A 16,273-nucleotide genomic window follows, 5' to 3' on the forward strand; every position below is an offset into this window, starting at 1 on the left:
CCCCACTTTGCGTGGACCCGGTGTCGATCAGGGCGACGGGCTCACCCCTCGGCTGGCAGGTCGGCCACGCCGACAGCGAGCCGTACCCGACCCTCCGCTACGGCGGCGATCCGGTCGGCCGGGACGTACACGGCACCATCGGCCGACTCGGTGGAGACCTTCAGGTAGCCGGTGTGCAACAGACGCGCCGCCAGGTCGGCCGGCACGTCCGGCTCCTCGACCGCCGTTGCCTCGATCAGCTCGTCCAGGCTGCTGCCCGGGTCGGCGGTCGGGGTCTGCACCGTCACCGCGTTCGGGTCGCCCCGCTGGACCAGGTCCACGGTCCCGATCTCGGTGCCGGCGACATCGATCACCGGCATCCCGGTGGTGATCCGAGAGATGGTCACCTGCTGCTCGTCCTGCTGGTCCATCTCTCAGCGGTTCCCGGGGCGGCGCGCCACTAAACGCCGCCTCCGGAGCCGCGCACTCAGCTGGTGGGGAGAGTCCAGCCGCCCGGTGGGCGCGGGGACAGCTCCCGCCAGGTGTCCGTGCCGTCGAGCAGCGCCCGGACGGTCTCCTCGGCCTCGTCCGCGCTGCCGTACTCGTAGAACCGGGAAATGCCCTCGGCGCCGCCGGCCCGCTGCTCGACGTGCCACCGATCGGCGTCCACCCGGAGGAAGACGTCCCGCCGGGCCAGCCGCCCCCATTTCCCGTTCCACCAGTGCTTCCGCTGCTCCATGGCGGGACTCTATCGAACACACGTACGAGAAGGTGCGGCCCCTGCGGGATTCCCGCAGGGGCCGATGTGCATCCGGTCGGGTCAGCGCTGCGTCGGCGGTTCCGTCCGGCGGCCCAGCACGTCGTCCAGTGCCCCGCGCTGCTGGCCCGGGGTGGTGTGACCGGCGGAGACCAGGGCGTCACGGATCTCGGTGAGCAGCTTGACCTCCTCGCTCGGCGCCGCCGGCGGCGGCTCCTCGCCCCGCTGCCGCCGCTCGGCCAGCTTGTTCATCGGGAACACCACGAAGAAGTAGAGCACCGCAGCGGTGAGCAGGAACGTGATCACGGCGTTGATGAATGCCGCCCAGTCGACGTAGTTGCCGTCGGTGATCTTCCACCTCCCGGCCGACAGGCCGGTGCCTCCGCCGAGTGCCTTGATCAGCGGTTCGAGGAACGACTTGGTCAACTGGGTGACCACGCCCGTGAACGCCGCGCCGATCACGATGCCGACCGCCAGGTCGACGACGTTGCCGCGCATGATGAAGTCTTTGAAGCCCTTGAGCATCCGTACTCCTGAGGTGTCCGATTTTCCGTCGCGGACAACCTATGCCCCAGCGGGAAGCTCCAGAAAAGCGCCGGCCTCGATCGCCGCGCGGCCGGGGTCGCCGGCCCGGATCGCCTCGACCAGCCGAGCGTGATCGACATAGCGCTCGGGGGTCAGCGCGTCGCCCATCACATGGGCGAGGGTGCTGTGTAGGGCGGTGCCGACCGAGGCGTACAGGTCGGCGAGCATCGAGTTGTGCGCGGCGGCGACCACCGCGACGTGCAGCGCCGCGTCGGCCTCGATGAACACGTCGACCCGGCCGCCGCGCCAGGCCGCCTCGCGGTCGGCGAGCGCGTCGTCGAGCGCCACCAGGTCGGCCGGAGTGCGTCGTAGCGCGGCAAGCCGGGCAGCCTCCACCTCGAACGCGCGTCGCACTTCGACGGCCTCGACCATCCGGTCGTCGCCGAGCCGCCGCGCCACGACCGGCGCCAGTTCGTCGGTGGATACCACGTACGTGCCAGAGCCCTGCCGACATTCCAGCACCCCGGCGTGCACCAGGGCACGGACCGCCTCGCGGACCGTGTTGCGCCCCACGCCCAGGGCGGCCACGAGTTGGGGTTCAGTGGGAATGCGCCCACCGACCGGCCACTCCCCGCCCAGGATCCGGGCCCGGAGCTGCTCGATGGTCTGCCGGATGCGGTGGCCGCGGGGTGCCACCGGTGGTCGTGTGGAGGGGGAATCGACCGAGAGTGGCACTGGTTACATCACCGGCCTCAAATTCATCCCATGACTATAGGTTAACGGTCATGAACCCGCCACCCATCGCCGCTCCGGCCCCACCCCCTCCCGGCGTCGTCGACACCAGTTCGGGACCTGAGCCCGCAGGCCGTCGCACGCGCCCGGCGACCGGTGGCGGGCTTGTACTGGTCGCGATGCTGCTGGTCGCACTCAACCTGCGCACTCTGGTGACGAGCCTCGGCGCCCTGCTCGACGAGGTCCGCGACGGGCTGGGATTCTCCGGAGCCATGGCCGGCCTGGTCACTACCCTGCCGACCATCGCGTTCGCCGGCCTCGGCGCTCTCACCCCGTGGTTGGTCCGTCGGGTGGCTCCCGCCCGCGTGCTGGTGGTCGCCATGCTGGCTCTCACCGTCGGCCAGGTGCTCCGGGCCGTCACCGAATCCGCCTGGATCTTCGTGCTCACCAGCACGCTGGCACTGGCCGGTATCGCGGTCGCCAACGTCCTGATGCCGATGTTGGTCAAGCAGCACTTCCCGCACCGCACCGGCCTGGTCACCGGGGCGTACACGATGGCGTTGACCCTCGGGACCTCGGTCGCCGCGGCGGCCGCCGTGCCGATCGCGCACGCCTTCGGGTCCTGGCGGGCCGGGCTGGGCGTCTGGGCGGGGCTCGCCGCAGTGGCCGTACTCCCGTGGGTGCCGCTGGCGCTGCGGACCCGAGCCGACGCGCGGCGCGCGGCCCCGACGGCCTTCGCCGCGCCGACGCGGGTGCGGCCGGCGCGGACGCGCCTGGGCTGGGCGATGGCCGTGTACTTCGGAGCGCAGTCGCTCAGCGGGTACGCGGTCATGGGTTGGTTGGCCCAACTGTTCCGGGACGCTGGTTACCGGCCGGAGTCGGCCGGGCTGCTGCTCGCCGGGGTGACCGCGCTCGGCGTGCCGATCGCGCTGCTGATGCCCACCATGGCCGGTCGGCTGGACACCCTGCGCCCACTGGTGATCGGGCTGTCCGTCGCGTCGGCTCTGGCCTACCTGGGCCTGGCGGTTGCCCCGCACGGCGGTGCCCTGCTCTGGGTGTTCCTGTTGGCGATCGGCCAGGGCTCGTTCCCGATGATCTTGGCTGCCCTCGGCCTGCGCGCGCGCACCGCCGAGGGGACCGTCGCGCTCTCCGCGTTCGCGCAGAGCACCGGGTACGTGATCGCCGCCCTCGGCCCGCTGACGGTCGGCATCCTCTACGAGATCACCGGCGGCTGGACCGCGCCGATCGGGTTCCTGTTGGCCGCGCTCGCAGTGCAGACGGCTGCGGGCATGGCGATCGCCCGGCCCCGCTACGTCGAGGACGAGTAGGTCGAGACGGTGGTCAGGAGGACGCCGGTGTCGGTTCGCCGGCGACGGCCTCGTCCACCGTCGGATAGGTGTGCAGCACCTCGACGAGCCCGCTCACCTCGAGGATGCGCAGCACTCCCCGCTGGGGGGCGGCCAACCGCACCACACCGCCGGCCTCGTCACAGCTGTTCTTGGCGCGAACGAACACCGACAGACCGGTCGAGTCGCAGAACGAGACGTCCGCCAGGTCGAACACCAGCCGGTTGCGGCCCTTGTCGAGCAGGTCGGTGATCTGGTCCTGCAACTGCGGTGCGGTTGCCATGTCCAGCTCGCCCGCGACCGACACGACGACCACGTCGCCGCGTTGTTCCGTGTGCACCGTCAGGGACATTCGCCAGACCTCCTGTTATCGGGGGAACGGTATCCCACGACCGGGGTCGTACGCAGAACGGGAGCCGGCAACCGGTGGTCATGGTCATTCCATTGCTACGGAGCAAGTAGTTGTGCAGGCCCCGGTGATAGAGTCCGGCCGGTCCAGGTCGAGGGGGGTTTTGCGATGGCGTTGAACGCCGAGGAAAGTGGTCGGCTCGCCGCGCTGCTGAGTGGGCACGCCGAGCAGGTCACGCGGCGGTGGACCGACATCGTTGCCGATTCGCTACGGGGTCGGCTGAGCCACGCCGAGCTGCGCCGGCAGGTCGGGGATCTACACCAGGTGATCATCGGTGCCGCCGAGCAGGGCAGCTTCGACCTGTCCGCCGAGAGCGCCGGCGAGCTGCGCGCCGCGCTGTCCGAGCTGTCCCGGGGCCGGGCCCGGCAGGGGTTCTCCGCCACCGAGACGACGATCAGCGTCTTCGCGCTCAAGGATGTGCTGGCCGAGCTGCTCCAGGAGCCCGGGGCCGCCAACGCGCTGCACGACTTCGTCGCCTACTCCAGGCTGATCGACGAGCTGGGGCTGTTCACCTTCGAGAGCTTCGTACGCACCCGCGAGAGCCTGATCGCCGACCAGGCCGAGCAGTTGCTCGAACTCTCCACCCCGGTGGTCAAGCTCTGGGAGGGCGTGGTCGCCGTCCCGCTGGTCGGCACCCTGGACTCCGCCCGGGCCCAGGTGGTCATGGAGCGGTTGCTCGAGACCCTGGTCGACACCGGCTCGCCGTACGCGATCATCGACATCACCGGCGTTCCCGCCGTGGACACCCAGGTCGCCCAGCACATCCTGAAGACCGTGGTGGCCGCCCGGCTGATGGGCGCCGACTGCATCATCTCCGGCATCCGGCCGCAGATCGCCCAGACCATCGTGGCGCTCGGCATCGAGTTCGGTGACATCGCCACCAAGGCCAGCCTCGCCGACGCGCTGCGCCACGTGCTGCGGCTCACCGGTGTCGAGACCGCTCGCCGTCAGTCACGCCGGGGCGCCTGATGGAACGCGTACCGATCCTCAAGATCGGTGACATCCTGCTCGTCTCCATCCAGCTCGACATGTCCGACCAGACGGCGCTCCAGCTCCAGGACGATCTCGCCGAGCGGATCGTGGTCACCGGCTGCCACGGCGTCATCATCGACATCACCGCGCTGGACATCGTCGACTCGTTCGTCGGTCGGATGCTCTCCACCATCGCGTCGATCTCCAAGGTCCTCGACGCCGAGACGGTCGTGGTGGGCATGCGGCCCGCCGTCGCCATCACACTTGTCGAACTGGGGCTGTCGCTGAACGGCATCCGTACCGCGCTGAACGTCGAGCGCGGCATGGAGCTGATCGCGGCGGCCAACGCCGACGAGCTCGCCTACCAGCTCGACGACGATCCGGACGCCGAGACGGCCACGTCGTGACCACGGGCATCGACCTGGGCCACCCGCAGGCGCAGTCGGTTCGCAGCGACGAGGACGTGGTCCGCGTCCGGCAACTCGTCCGTGCGGTGGCGGTCGCCGTCAAGCTGTCGCTCGTCGACCAGACCAAGGTGGTCACCGCGGCGAGCGAGCTGGCCCGCAACACACTGGTCTACGGCGGCGGGGGCACCGTGGAGGTCACGACCGTCGACAACGGCCGACGCAAGGGCCTGCGGATCGTCTTCGCCGACTCCGGCCCGGGCATCGCGGACCTCGACCTCGCCCTGACCGACGGATACACCACCGGCGGCGGCCTCGGCCTCGGCCTCAGCGGGTCCCGCCGTCTGGTCGACGAGTTCGACATCGAGACGTCGGCGGAGACCGGCACCCGGATCACGGTCACCAAGTGGTCGCGGTGAACGGGGACCCGGTCACCGACAGCGGCATCTGGTTCCGGGTGGAGGCCGGCAGTACCGCCAGCGCCGTACGACGCGCCGCGGAACGCCTCGGCGGGCAGATCGAGATGGGTGCGGCCCGCATCGCGGACCTGGCCATCGTCACCGCCGAGCTGACCAGCAACCTCGTCAAGCACGCTGACAACGGCGTCCTGCTGCTGCGGCCGGTCCGCCGCGCCGGGCAGGCCGGCGTGGAGCTGATCGCCATCGACTCCGGGCCCGGTATGGCCGACCTCACCGTCTCCTCCCGGGACGGCCACTCCACCACCGGCACGCTCGGCATCGGTCTCGGCGCCATCGTCCGGCAGGCGAGCTGGTTCGACGGGTACTCCCTGCCCGGCAAGGGGACCGTCTTCGCCGTCCAGGTCTGGCCGGCCGAACCCGCGAAACCGTCCTGGGCCGGTGGCCTTACCCGTCCCATCACCGGCGAGACGGTCAGCGGTGACGGGTACGCCGTCCGGCTCGCCGACGGCCGGCACCAGGTGCTCGTCAGTGACGGTCTGGGGCACGGCCCGTTGGCCGCCGCCGCCACCGAGGCCGCGCTCGCCGCCTTCCGCAACGCTCCGGCCGGCCCGCCCGCGGCCGTGGTGAGCCACCTGCACCGGAGCATGTCGCACACCCGTGGTGCGGCGCTCGCGGTCGCCGAACTGGCGGACGGCGTGCTGCACTACGCGGGGCTCGGCAACATCTCCGGCATGATCGTCGACGGTGACGGCCAGCGCCGGGGGCTCGTCTCGGTGCCCGGCATCGCCGGCCACCAGCGACCGACGGTGCGCGGCTACGACTACCCGTTCGAGCCCGGCTCCCGGCTCGTCATGCACAGCGACGGCGTCGTCGACCGCTGGCGGTTGGCCGACTATCCGGGCCTCGTCGAACGGTCCCCGCTGGTGCTGGCGGCAACCCTGCTGCGCGACGCCGGGACGCGGCGCGACGACGCCTGCGTCCTGGTGGCGAGGTCCGGGCATGAGCGTTGATCCGGCCTCGGTGCCGCTGTTACAGATGGCGCTGCGCGTCGAACAGGACATCTTCGTCATCCGCCAGCGTGGCCGCGAGGTGGCCGGCGTGGTGGGCCTCGAACACCAGGATCAGGTGCGGATCGCCACGGCTCTCAGTGAGGTCGCCCGGGACCTGCTGCGGCTGACCGGCGGCGCGGATGTCACCTTTCACATCGACGCAGGGTCCGACGGCCGCTTCCACCTCCGCGCCGACCTGGCGCCCGTGGCCCCGCTACCCGACGGCCGCTACGAGCCGCAGTCCGGTTCGGTGTCCCGCCTGGTCGACAGTCTGAGCGTCACGACGGTCGAGGAGGTTACGGTCGTAAGGATGTCCCGCAGAGTCCCGGCGAGCGCGCCGATCCCGACCCCGGAGCGGCTGACCGAGTTCCGTGCCGAACTCGGTCGCATCGCGCCGGGCAGCGCGCTGGACGAACTGACCGTGCAGAACGGGCAGCTCATCGCGGCACTCGACGAGGTGCGCAGCCAGCGCGACGAGCTGGCCGTACTGAACGAGGAACTGGCCGAGACCAACCGTGGTGTGCTGGCGCTCTACAACCAGCTCACCGAGGAGCTGGAGGAGACCAACCGCGGGGTGGTCGCCCTCTACGCCGAGCTGGACGAGAAGTCGGCTCAACTGCGCGCCGCGAGCGAGTCGAAGAGCCGGTTCCTGGCCAACGTGAGCCATGAGCTGCGTGCTCCCGTCACCGCGATCATCGGGCTGGGGCGCCTGCTCGCCGACTCCTCCTCCGACCCTCTCACCACCGAACAGGTCCGCCAGGTCGGTCTCATCCGCTCCTCGGCAGAGGATCTGCTCGGGCTGGTCAACGAGCTGCTGGACCTCGCCAAGGCCGAGTCCGGCCGGATCGAGCCGGACTGGGCGGACGTGGACCTGCGCCCGGTCTTCGGCCAACTACGCGGCACCATGCGGGCGCTGGCCACCCGGCCCGAGGTGGAGTTGACGGTCGAGGAGCCGACCGCGCCGGCCGTGCTCCGCACGGACGAGGTGCTGCTCGGCCAGGTGCTGCGCAACCTGCTGCACAACGCGTTGAAGTTCACCGAACGTGGCGAGGTACGGCTCAGCGTCCGACGCCGAGACGACCGCTGGAACTTCGAGGTCAGCGACACGGGTCCGGGCATCGCGCCCGAGCTGCAAGATCGGATCTTCGAGGAGTTCTACCAGGTGCCCGGCGCGACCCGGGTCGGCGGCACCGGTCTCGGCCTGCCGTACGCGCGGCGGCTGGTGACCCTGCTCGGTGGCACGTTGGAGCTGGCCAGCGAGCCCGGCCGGGGCAGCACGTTCACCGTCTCCCTGCCCACAGGCGGAGCGTGACGGTGGACGGCGGGCCGACGACCGTCCTGGTGGTCGATGACAGTCGTACCAAGCGTTACCTGCTGGTCAGTTGGCTCAGTCGGGCCGGGTACACCATGCTCGAAGCGGAGAGCGGCGCCGAGGCGCTTGCCCGGGTCGAGACCGACCGGATCGACCTGGTGGTGCTCGATGTCCGGCTACCCGACCTGAGCGGCTACGAGGTGTGCGAGCGGATCAAGGCGGCGCACCCCGCGATGCCGGTGATCCACGTCTCCGCGCACGCGGTGGACGTCGCCGACCGGGCACAGGGGCTGACCCGAGGCGCGGACGCCTACCTGGCCGAGCCGATCGAGCCGGAGGAGCTGATCGCCACCTCCCGGGCCGTCCTGCGCTACTACCAGGCCCGCCAGCGTGCCGAACTGCTCGCCGAGCGGCTGCTGGGCCTCGCCGACACCACCGTCGCGGTGCACGCCGCATCGACCTTCGCGCGGCTGCTCGAAGTCGCCGCCGAGGGGGCCGCGCAGATCTTCAAGAGCCCCGCCGCCGTGATCGCCGAGACGTTCGACGGTGACTGCATCGCGGGTGTCTGCGCCGGGCCCGGGGCCGAGGCCGCCATCGTGCCGTGGATCGTCGACGACACCGGAGTGCCCACCGGCGCCACCGTGCGGGTGGAACCCCCGGAAAACTGGGGGCTGCTCGCCTGGCCCGCAGACGACACCGTGACCGTGGCCGCGGCCCGACTGCGGGAGGACCGGGCACCGCTGTACGTGGTGGTCCCCACCGCCACCCAGACCGCCCGGACTCCGGTGCTCGTCCAGCTCGCCCAGGCGGTGGCGGCGGCGGTCGAGGCGCAGCGTTCCTTCGACGAGGAGCACCGGATCGCCGTCACCCTCCAGCGCAGCCTGCTCCCGCGCAGCCTGCCCACGGTCGCCGGACTGGACTTCGCGGTGCGCTACGAGCCCGCCAGCGCCCAGACCGAGGTGGGCGGCGACTTCTACGAGCTGGTGATGCTCGACGGCCACCTCCTGCTGGCGATCGGCGACGTCGCCGGCCACTCGCTGCACGCGGCCACCGTGATGGCCGAGCTGCGGCACGCGGTGCGGGCGTACGCCGTCGAGGGGCACCAACCCGGCGAGATCCTGCACCGGGTCAACGAGCTGATGCGTACCCTGCTGCCGGACGAACTGGCCACGCTCTGCGTCCTGCTGCTGCACCCGCCGAGCGGGCGGGTCCGGCTGGCCAGCGCCGGTCACCTGCCGCCGCTGCTGCACCGCGACGGCACGATCGAATTCGTGCAGCACTCGGCACCCCTGCTCGGCGTCCGCGCGCCCCGACCGGCCGACCTGGAGTTCGTCCTGCCGGCCGGCGCCACGCTGGTGTTCTACACCGACGGGCTGATCGAGCGCCGGGACGCCACCATCGACGAGGGGCTGGCCGCGCTGGCTGCGGTGTCGGCCACAGTGGACGACAACCTGGACGACTTCTGCGCCCGCCTGCTTGTCGAACTGGCCCCCAACAAGATCCAGGACGACGTAGCCGTAGTAGTCCTCCGCCGCCACTAACCGCGCCTCCACCCCCCCTTCTGGGCCGGTGATCATGAAGTTGTTGCCCCCTGGGCCGGCGTGTCATGGCAATAACTTCATGATCAACGGGGTGGGGTGGGGTGGGGTGGGGTGGGGTGGGGTGGGTGGGTGGGGTAGGTGTGGGGTGGGTTGTTGACTTGGGTATTCGCTGGGTGAATAGTGGGGCGGGTGTCCACGCCGCATGTTCTGCTCGGGCTGCTTGCCGGGGGGAGTCGGCACGGATACGAGCTCAAGCGTGCGCATGACCAGCGGCTGCCACGGGCTCGACCGTTGGCCTTCGGGCAGGTCTACGCGACACTTGGTCGCCTTGAGCGGGACGGCCTGGTGGCCACTGCGGGTCAGGACCGCGCCTCCGGTCCGGACCGCACGGCGTACGCGCTGACCGACGAGGGCCGGTCCACGTTGGATAGCTGGCTGTCGGCTGTGGAAGCACCGATGCCGTACGTGGCCAGCACCCTGTTCGCCAAGGTCGTGGTGGCGCTGCTGGTCGCCGACGTCGACCGGGCCCGGTCGTACCTGGTCGCCCAACGCGCCGCACACACCGCGCGGCTGCGGGAGCTGACGGCGGTCAAGACCGACCCGGCCGCCACCCTCAACGACGTGGTCGCGGCCGACTTCGCGATCTCCCACCTCGACGCGGACCTGCGGTGGTTGCACACCACCCTGGGCCGGGTCGCCGACTGGCACCGGGAGGTGCACGCGTGACGCAACTCCAGGCTCGCGGCGTGGTCCGGGCGTACGGCCAGACGCCCGCCCTGCGCGGTGTGACGTTCGACGTGGCCGAGGGCGAGATCGTCGCGGTCACCGGCCCGAGTGGCTGCGGCAAGTCGACCCTGCTGCACTGCCTGGCCGGGATCCTCCGGCCCGACGCGGGCGAGGTCACCTGGCGCGGCAACCGGATCGACACCTGGTCGGAGGCGGCCCGGTCCCGGCTACGACGCACCGAGTTCGGCGTGCTGTTCCAGTTCGGGCAGTTGGTCGCCGAGCTGACCGCCGCCGAGAACGTGGCCCTGCCCCTGCTCCTCGCCGGCACGGGGCGGCGAGAGGCACGGACGGCGGCGCTCACCTGGCTGGAACGGTTCGGGGTGGCCGACATGGCCGACCTCCGGCCCGGTGGAATGTCCGGCGGTCAGCAGCAGCGGTGCGCAACGGCACGGGCCCTGGTCACCGAGCCACGGGTGCTCTTCGCGGATGAGCCGACCGGCGCGCTGGACACGCTCACCGGCGAGCAGGTCCTCACCCAACTCGTCCGGCTCGCACGTGAGCAACGGACCTCCGTCGTACTGGTCACGCACGAGCCGCGGATCGCCGCGTACGCCGATCGGGAGATCGTGCTGCGCGACGGCCTGGTGGACCACACCGGCCTGGGGCTCGACGTGCCGTTGGCGGGCGGCGCCCGTTGAGGCCGGCGACGCTGGTGCGGCTCGCGCTGGCCGGTAACCGGACCGACACGGCGCGGGTGGTGCTGACCGCGCTCAGTGCCCTGCTGGCGATGCTGGCCGGGCTGGCGGCGCTCACCGTGCTGGCCATTCAGAAACCGGCCGGTGACGCCTGGGCGGAGTCCGAGCAGTACCGCAACGCGCTGCTGCGGGAGCCGGGACTGCGCGGCGGGACGGCGTTCGCGCTGCTGATGCTGGCCGTCCCGGTGCTGGCGCTGGCCGGCCAGTGCGCCCGGCTCGGCGCGCCCGCCCGGGACCGGCGGCTCGCCGCGCTCCGGCTGGCCGGCGCCACCCCCGGTCAGGTCACCCGCCTGGCGGTGCTGGAGACCGGCCTGGCCAGCCTGCTCGGCACCCTCGCGGGGCTGGGTGTCTACCTGGTCGGCCGTGAGCTGCTGCACCGGCCCGACGGCCAGGGTCGGCTGGCCCTACCCACCGACGTGCTGCCTCCGGTCGGCGCGCTGGTCGCGGTGGTGCTGGGCCTGCCGGTCATCGCGGCGCTGGCTACCGCCCTGATGCTGCGGACGGTCACGACCAGCCCACTCGGGGTCAGTCGCAAGGCTGCCCGCGAACGGGGTCCGCGCCCCTGGGCCGGGCTGCTGATCGGCCTGGGCCTGGCCTCCTTCGTCGCCGTGCGCCCGGTGGTGTACCGGTTCGAGGGCAACGGCGTGGTGCTGGGCTGGCTGGTGCCGCTGCTGTTCCTGGTCGGTGGGCTCACCGCGATGATCGGGGTGGTCATCGGCACCGGCTGGATCTCGCACACCTGCGGACGGTTGCTGCGCCGGCACGCCCGCGGCGCGTCGGCGCTGCTCGCGGCGGGCCGGCTGATGGCCGACCCGTGGGCGGGCAGCCGGACCTTCGCCGCCTTGCTGGCCGCCGTGATCTTCGGTGCCGGCGCGGCGGCCCAGCGCGCCTACTTCGTCGCCCAGGACGCGCTGGAACGGGAGCAGAACCGCCTCGCCGGGGTGGACGACGGCGGCACCAACCCGTTCTACCTGTCGACCATGGACCTGGTCGACGCCGCGGTGGCCGTGGCGGTGCTGATCGCGGCGGGCGGCCTGATCGTCGCGCTGGTCGAGGGAATCGTCGCCCGTCGACGCGCGTACGCCGCGCTGGTCGCCACCGGCGTGCCCCGCAGCACGCTCAGCGCATCGGTGGCCTGGCAGGCGCTCACCCCGGCCGTGCCGGCGATCCTGCTGGCGCTCACCGTGGGAACTCTGCTCGGCCGAGGGCTCTTCCCCAACGTCACCACGACTGGATCATTGACGACGGTGTGCGACGCCACCGCGGCACTGTGCGACGACCCGGCCACTCGTGACCAGTACACGAGGGTCGTGCAGACCGGCGGGGAGCGGGCTGTCGCCGTACCCCTGGAACAGCTGGCCTGGCTCGGCGCCGGCGCCCTGGCGGCGGTGCTGGTGACGGTCGGCGTCGGCCTGCTCTTCCTGCGGGTGAGCACCGCGGTGGACGAGCTGCGCACGGCCTGAGGAAGGCCGCCCGGCCGGTCAGGTCGGGGCGTGGAAGAGGCCGGCGGACCAGGAGATCAGCAGGCCGACGGCGGCCGAGCAGCAGCAGACGAGCAGGGCGGCGGCGACCACGGCGAGGATCATCCACGCGGACATGCGCCGGGCCGCACCCGTGCCGCCCGCGTCGTCGCCCACACCGCCCTCATCGCGCTCGTCGCTCACGTCGGCGAGTCTAGGCGGGCTTGATCGCGCAGTTTCCTGGATGTAGTGGGCTCGATGGTCGGCGAGACCACTACATCCAGGATCGAGCGTGATCAGGGGGACGTGGCGTCAGTCAGGCGCGGCCCAGCCGGTCCAGGATCCAGGCGTTGATGAACGCCTCCTCACGCCAGGCGTCGTAGCGACCGCTCGGGCCACCGTGCCCGGCGCCCATCTCGGTCTTGAGCAAATAGTCGCCCTGCGGTGCGGTCGCCCGCAGCCGCGCGATCCACTTCGCCGGCTCGGAGTAGAGGACCCGCGTGTCGTTGAGGCTGGTCACCGCGAGGATCGCCGGGTAGTCGACCGCCGCGATGTTCTCGTACGGCGTGTACGACTTCATGTACGCGTACACCTCGGGGTCTTCGAGGGGGTTGCCCCACTCCTCCCACTCGGTGACGGTCAGCGGCAGCGACGGGTCGAGGATCGAGGTGAGCGCGTCCACGAACGGCACCTGCGCGACGATCCCGGTGAACGCGTCCGGGGCGAGGTTGGCGACCGCTCCCATCAGCAGACCACCGGCCGACGCGCCCCGGGCAACCAGCCGGTCGCTTGCCGTCCAACCAGCCTTGACCAGGTGCCGGGCGCAGGCGACGAAGTCGGTGAACGTGTTCTTCTTCGCCAGCATCTTGCCCTGGTCGTACCAGCGCCGGCCCATCTCGCCACCACCGCGGGTGTGCGCCACGGCGAAGACCACGCCCCGGTCCAGCAGGGACAGGCGGGCCACCGAGAACCACGGGTCCATGCTGGCCTCGTACGAGCCGTAGCCGTACAACTCACAGGGTGCCGAGCCGTCCCGGGGCGTACCGACGCGGCAGACCAGCGACATCGGTACGCGGGTGCCGTCGTCGGCGAGCGCCCAGTCGCGGTGCTGCTCGTACTCGGCCGGGTCGTACGGTCGGCCGTCCGGGCCGGGCAGCACCGGCTTCTGCTTACGCAGCACCATCTGCCGGGTCACCAGGTCGTAGTCGTACACCGAGTCGGGGGTGACCAGCGAGGAGTAGCGCAGGCGGACCTGCCCGGTGCGGTACTCCGGGTTCGCGTCCAGCCCGACGCTGTAGAGCGGCTCGGGGAAGTCGATGTCGTACCCGTCGTCGCTGCCGATCGGCAGTACCCGCAGGCCGGTGAGCCCGTCGGTGCGCAGGGACACCACCAGGTGGTTCGCGAACGCGTCCACCGCCTCCAGGCGGGTGCCCGGAGTGTGGTCGATCAGCGGCACCCAGTCGCCAGGGGTGTCCGCCGAGGTGAACGCCAGCGCGAAGTCCTCCGCGCCGTCGTTGTGCAGGATCAGGAATCGGTGGCCGTGGTGCTCCACCGCGTACTCGACGCCCTGCCGGCGTGGCGCGATCACGGCCGGGGCGCCGGTGGGGTTGCCCGCCGGGATCACCAGCACCTCGCTGGTGACCTTGCTGTGGATGTCGACGAGGATGAACTTCTCCGACCGGGTCAGCTCGACGCCCACCCAGAACCGCTCGTCGTCCTCCTGGTGCACCACCACGTCGTCGGCCGCCGCGGCGCCGATCGTGTGCCGCCAGACCCGGTTCGGCCGCCAGGCGTCGTCGACCGTCACGTAGAACAGCACCGACGCGTCGGCCGACCAGGCGGTGCCGTAGAACGTGTCGGGTACCTCGTCGGGCAGCAGCTCGCCGGTGGTCAGGTCCTTGACGCGCAGCGTGAAGCGCTCGTCGCCGGAAAAGTCCGTCGAGTACGCCAGCCAGCGTCCGTCGGGGCTGACGTCGAACGCGCCCAGCGAGAAGAAGTCGTGCCCCTCGGCCAGCAGGTTGCCGTCGAGCAGCACCTCCTCGCCGTCGAGGGGAGCGCCGTCCGCGCTGACCGGCGGGTCGGACTCGCCGTCGCGGACCGCGCGCCGGCAGTGCACCCCGTACTGCTGGCCCTCGATCGTCCGGGTGTAGTACCAGTACCCACCCTTGCGGGTGGGCACCGAGAGGTCCGTCTCCCGGGTGCGCTGGCGGGTCTCCTCGAACAGGTCCGCGCGAAGGGCGGCCAGGTGCGCGGTGCGCTCCTCGGTGTACGCGTTCTCGGCGGTCAGGTAGGCGATCGTCTCCGGGTCGTCCTTGGCGGCGAGCCAGGTGTACTCGTCGACGACGGTGTCGCCGTGGTGGGTGCGCTCGGTGGGCACCCGCTTCGCCGCGGGCGGGGCAGTCTCGGTGGTCACGGCGGCCACGTTACCGGCCGGCTCACCCTACGTGCCGGACCAGTGGCATCCCGAATAGCGTCACCTCGCCTTTCGAACACATGTACGATAGCCGCCATGGCGGCAGCAGCGAGTTCCCTCGGCCGGTCCGGAGCCCTCGAGATCACCCGACGATTGACCGCGATCTGCGGTCCGCCGTTCGCCCGACTCGCCGGCCCGGCCGACGAGGTGGCCGGGCGGCCCGCCCGTTGGGTTGCGGTACCGGGAGGTCCGCATGCCGCGGCCGAGGTGCTGCGGCTGGCCGCCGTACACGACCTGGCGGTGGTGCCTCGCGGCGCTGGCACGAAGATCGACTGGGGTGCGACCCCGACGCAGGTCGACATCATGCTCGACACCGGTCGACTCGCCGGCATCGGCCACGAGCCGGTGGGTGCCCCGCTGGCCGAGGTGGGTGCGGGCACTCCGCTGCGCGCCGTACAGGCCACTCTGGAGCGCACCGGGCAGCGGCTCGCGATGGACGCTCCCTCGCCGGGCGCGACACTCGGCGGGGTGCTCGCCGCCGGGGAGGCGGGGCCACTGCGACACCGCCACGGCAGCCCGTGCGACCAGCTCGTCGGCGTCCGCTATCTGGCCGCCGACGGCGAGCTGGTCAGTGCCGGCGGCGGCGCGCCGGGGCTCGACCTGGCCCGGCTGCTCTGTGGATCGCAGGGGGCGCTCGGCGTGCTGGTCTCGGCGAGTCTGCGGGTGCAGCCCGTCCCAGCCAGTCGGCTCTGGGTGTCCCGGCCGGTGTGGACTCCGCTGGAGGTCCACGAGCTGATCCGGGCGATCCTCGCCGCCCGCCTCGACCCGGCGGCCATCGAGCTGGACCTGCCCGGTGGGCTGCCCCGGCCGCGCACCGTGTACCCGCCGGGCCATCCGTCCGCCACCGCCCGCGAGCGCCACCCGTCGATGTCGGGCCGGTCCGGCGCGCCGTCCCGGGCGGGCAGCCTCGTCGTGCTGCTCGAAGGCGGCCCGGCCGAGGTCAACGAACGTGCCGAGCGGCTGGTCGGCCTGCTGCACGGCGACGCGACCGTCGCTCACTCGGCACCGCCGTGGTGGCGCCGTTACCCCTTCGCGCCCGGCGACACCGCGCTACGGCTCGAAGTGCCGATCAGCGATCTGCACGCCGCCGTGTACGCGCTGCGCGACGCGGCCGGCGCTCCGGTGCCGGTGCGGGGGTCGGCCGGTCTGGGCGTGGTGCACGCGGCTCTGCCCGGTGCCGTGCCACCCGATCGGGTGGCGTCCATCCTGGCTGCCGTCCGCGGGGTGCTGCTGGCCCGGCAGGGCCGCTGCGTGGTCGTCTCCGCGCCGGCGGCGGTCCGCCAGGCCGTCGACCTGTGGGGCGAGCTGGCCGGCCTGGTCCAGCTCCGCGCCGCGAAGGAGCACCTCGACCCGGAGCGACGCCTCGCCCCCGGCCGCCTCCCCGGCGGCCTGTGACTCGCGCCGGCGCGAGAGG

18 protein-coding genes are annotated in these 16,273 nt (G+C 71.9%); 11 read left to right on the forward strand and 7 right to left on the reverse strand.

Annotated features, from left to right (window positions below; all coding sequences use genetic code 11):
- Positions 1-41 precede the first annotated feature (41 nt).
- From ABZV06_RS21715 to ABZV06_RS21730, 4 genes are all read right to left on the reverse strand, one after another.
- On the reverse strand, positions 42-410 hold the full coding sequence (locus tag ABZV06_RS21715; RefSeq protein ID WP_355247434.1) for a hypothetical protein: 369 nt from the start codon (positions 408-410) through the stop codon (positions 42-44).
- 56 nt (positions 411-466) lie between these two features.
- Positions 467-718 carry a hypothetical protein gene (locus ABZV06_RS21720; protein WP_355247437.1) on the reverse strand — a complete coding sequence of 84 codons (252 nt, stop codon included), beginning with the start codon at positions 716-718 and terminating at the stop codon, positions 467-469.
- Between the two features lie 81 nt (positions 719-799).
- On the reverse strand, positions 800-1,261 hold the full coding sequence (gene mscL / locus ABZV06_RS21725) for a large conductance mechanosensitive channel protein MscL (protein WP_355247440.1): 462 nt from the start codon (positions 1,259-1,261) through the stop codon (positions 800-802).
- 39 nt (positions 1,262-1,300) lie between these two features.
- Positions 1,301-1,996, reverse strand: a complete 696-nt coding sequence (locus tag ABZV06_RS21730) for an FCD domain-containing protein (RefSeq protein ID WP_355247443.1) — start codon at positions 1,994-1,996, stop codon at positions 1,301-1,303.
- A gap of 50 nt (positions 1,997-2,046) precedes the next feature.
- Here ABZV06_RS21730 and ABZV06_RS21735 point away from each other — a divergent pair, with 50 nt between their 5' ends.
- Positions 2,047-3,321 carry an MFS transporter gene (locus tag ABZV06_RS21735; RefSeq protein WP_355623662.1) on the forward strand — a complete coding sequence of 425 codons (1,275 nt, stop codon included), beginning with the start codon at positions 2,047-2,049 and terminating at the stop codon, positions 3,319-3,321.
- 13 nt (positions 3,322-3,334) lie between these two features.
- Here ABZV06_RS21735 and ABZV06_RS21740 read toward each other — a convergent pair whose 3' ends face one another.
- Entirely contained in the window at positions 3,335-3,691 is a 357-nt protein-coding gene (locus ABZV06_RS21740) for an STAS domain-containing protein (protein ID WP_007454464.1), read from the reverse strand.
- A gap of 165 nt (positions 3,692-3,856) precedes the next feature.
- Here ABZV06_RS21740 and ABZV06_RS21745 point away from each other — a divergent pair, with 165 nt between their 5' ends.
- The 9 genes from ABZV06_RS21745 to ABZV06_RS21785 all read left to right on the forward strand — a co-directional run bounded on the left by ABZV06_RS21745 (position 3,857) and on the right by ABZV06_RS21785 (position 12,389).
- Positions 3,857-4,717 (forward strand): STAS domain-containing protein, encoded by an 861-nt coding sequence (locus ABZV06_RS21745; RefSeq protein WP_355247453.1) that lies wholly within the window; start codon positions 3,857-3,859, stop codon positions 4,715-4,717.
- A complete protein-coding gene (locus tag ABZV06_RS21750) occupies positions 4,717-5,127 on the forward strand; it encodes an STAS domain-containing protein (RefSeq protein ID WP_355623665.1) in 411 nt (136 codons plus the stop codon). Before ABZV06_RS21745 ends, ABZV06_RS21750 begins: the two co-directional genes overlap by 1 nt.
- A complete protein-coding gene (locus ABZV06_RS21755) occupies positions 5,124-5,543 on the forward strand; it encodes an anti-sigma regulatory factor (RefSeq protein ID WP_355247458.1) in 420 nt (139 codons plus the stop codon). Before ABZV06_RS21750 ends, ABZV06_RS21755 begins: the two co-directional genes overlap by 4 nt.
- Entirely contained in the window at positions 5,531-6,553 is a 1,023-nt protein-coding gene (locus tag ABZV06_RS21760) for a SpoIIE family protein phosphatase (protein WP_355623667.1), read from the forward strand. The genes ABZV06_RS21755 and ABZV06_RS21760 overlap by 13 nt, the downstream gene beginning before the upstream one ends.
- The gene (locus tag ABZV06_RS21765; RefSeq protein ID WP_355623669.1) at positions 6,543-7,904 is read left to right on the forward strand and encodes a sensor histidine kinase; all 1,362 of its coding nucleotides are present in this window, start codon (positions 6,543-6,545) and stop codon (positions 7,902-7,904) included. Before ABZV06_RS21760 ends, ABZV06_RS21765 begins: the two co-directional genes overlap by 11 nt.
- Before the next feature lie 2 nt (positions 7,905-7,906).
- Positions 7,907-9,445, forward strand: a complete 1,539-nt coding sequence (locus tag ABZV06_RS21770; protein ID WP_355247473.1) for a SpoIIE family protein phosphatase — start codon at positions 7,907-7,909, stop codon at positions 9,443-9,445.
- A 189-nt stretch (positions 9,446-9,634) separates the two neighbouring features.
- Positions 9,635-10,171, forward strand: a complete 537-nt coding sequence (locus tag ABZV06_RS21775) for a PadR family transcriptional regulator (RefSeq protein WP_355623671.1) — start codon at positions 9,635-9,637, stop codon at positions 10,169-10,171.
- Positions 10,168-10,869 (forward strand): ABC transporter ATP-binding protein, encoded by a 702-nt coding sequence (locus ABZV06_RS21780; protein ID WP_355623673.1) that lies wholly within the window; start codon positions 10,168-10,170, stop codon positions 10,867-10,869. The genes ABZV06_RS21775 and ABZV06_RS21780 overlap by 4 nt, the downstream gene beginning before the upstream one ends.
- Entirely contained in the window at positions 10,866-12,389 is a 1,524-nt protein-coding gene (locus ABZV06_RS21785) for an ABC transporter permease (protein WP_355623676.1), read from the forward strand. The genes ABZV06_RS21780 and ABZV06_RS21785 overlap by 4 nt, the downstream gene beginning before the upstream one ends.
- An 18-nt stretch (positions 12,390-12,407) precedes the next feature.
- On the opposite strand, the gene ABZV06_RS21790 is transcribed toward ABZV06_RS21785, so the two are convergent.
- Complete coding sequence (locus ABZV06_RS21790) at positions 12,408-12,590, reverse strand: hypothetical protein (RefSeq protein WP_355623679.1); 183 nt, start codon at positions 12,588-12,590, stop codon at positions 12,408-12,410.
- A 112-nt stretch (positions 12,591-12,702) separates the two neighbouring features.
- Complete coding sequence (locus ABZV06_RS21795; protein WP_355623682.1) at positions 12,703-14,799, reverse strand: S9 family peptidase; 2,097 nt, start codon at positions 14,797-14,799, stop codon at positions 12,703-12,705.
- A gap of 96 nt (positions 14,800-14,895) precedes the next feature.
- On the opposite strand from ABZV06_RS21795, the gene ABZV06_RS21800 reads away from it, so the two are divergent.
- Positions 14,896-16,254, forward strand: a complete 1,359-nt coding sequence (locus ABZV06_RS21800; protein WP_355247893.1) for an FAD-binding oxidoreductase — start codon at positions 14,896-14,898, stop codon at positions 16,252-16,254.
- Positions 16,255-16,273 lie beyond the last annotated feature (19 nt).

The sequence above is a fragment of the Micromonospora sp. NPDC005172 genome, assembly GCF_040608555.1.
Classification (GTDB): Bacteria; Actinomycetota; Actinomycetes; order Mycobacteriales; family Micromonosporaceae; genus Micromonospora.

Bases quoted from the DNA above. Each gene is read 5' to 3' on its own strand.
- ABZV06_RS21715 (WP_355247434.1), bottom strand. From the start codon at position 410: ATGGACCAGCAGGACGAGCAGCAGGTGACCATCTCTCGGATCACCACC.
- ABZV06_RS21720 (WP_355247437.1), bottom strand. From the start codon at position 718: ATGGAGCAGCGGAAGCACTGGTGGAACGGGAAATGGGGGCGGCTGGCC.
- mscL (WP_355247440.1), bottom strand. From the start codon at position 1,261: ATGCTCAAGGGCTTCAAAGACTTCATCATGCGCGGCAACGTCGTCGAC.
- ABZV06_RS21735 (WP_355623662.1), top strand. From the start codon at position 2,047: ATGAACCCGCCACCCATCGCCGCTCCGGCCCCACCCCCTCCCGGCGTC.
- ABZV06_RS21740 (WP_007454464.1), bottom strand. From the start codon at position 3,691: ATGTCCCTGACGGTGCACACGGAACAACGCGGCGACGTGGTCGTCGTG.
- ABZV06_RS21745 (WP_355247453.1), top strand. From the start codon at position 3,857: ATGGCGTTGAACGCCGAGGAAAGTGGTCGGCTCGCCGCGCTGCTGAGT.
- ABZV06_RS21750 (WP_355623665.1), top strand. From the start codon at position 4,717: ATGGAACGCGTACCGATCCTCAAGATCGGTGACATCCTGCTCGTCTCC.
- ABZV06_RS21765 (WP_355623669.1), top strand. From the start codon at position 6,543: ATGAGCGTTGATCCGGCCTCGGTGCCGCTGTTACAGATGGCGCTGCGC.
- ABZV06_RS21800 (WP_355247893.1), top strand. From the start codon at position 14,896: ATGGCGGCAGCAGCGAGTTCCCTCGGCCGGTCCGGAGCCCTCGAGATC.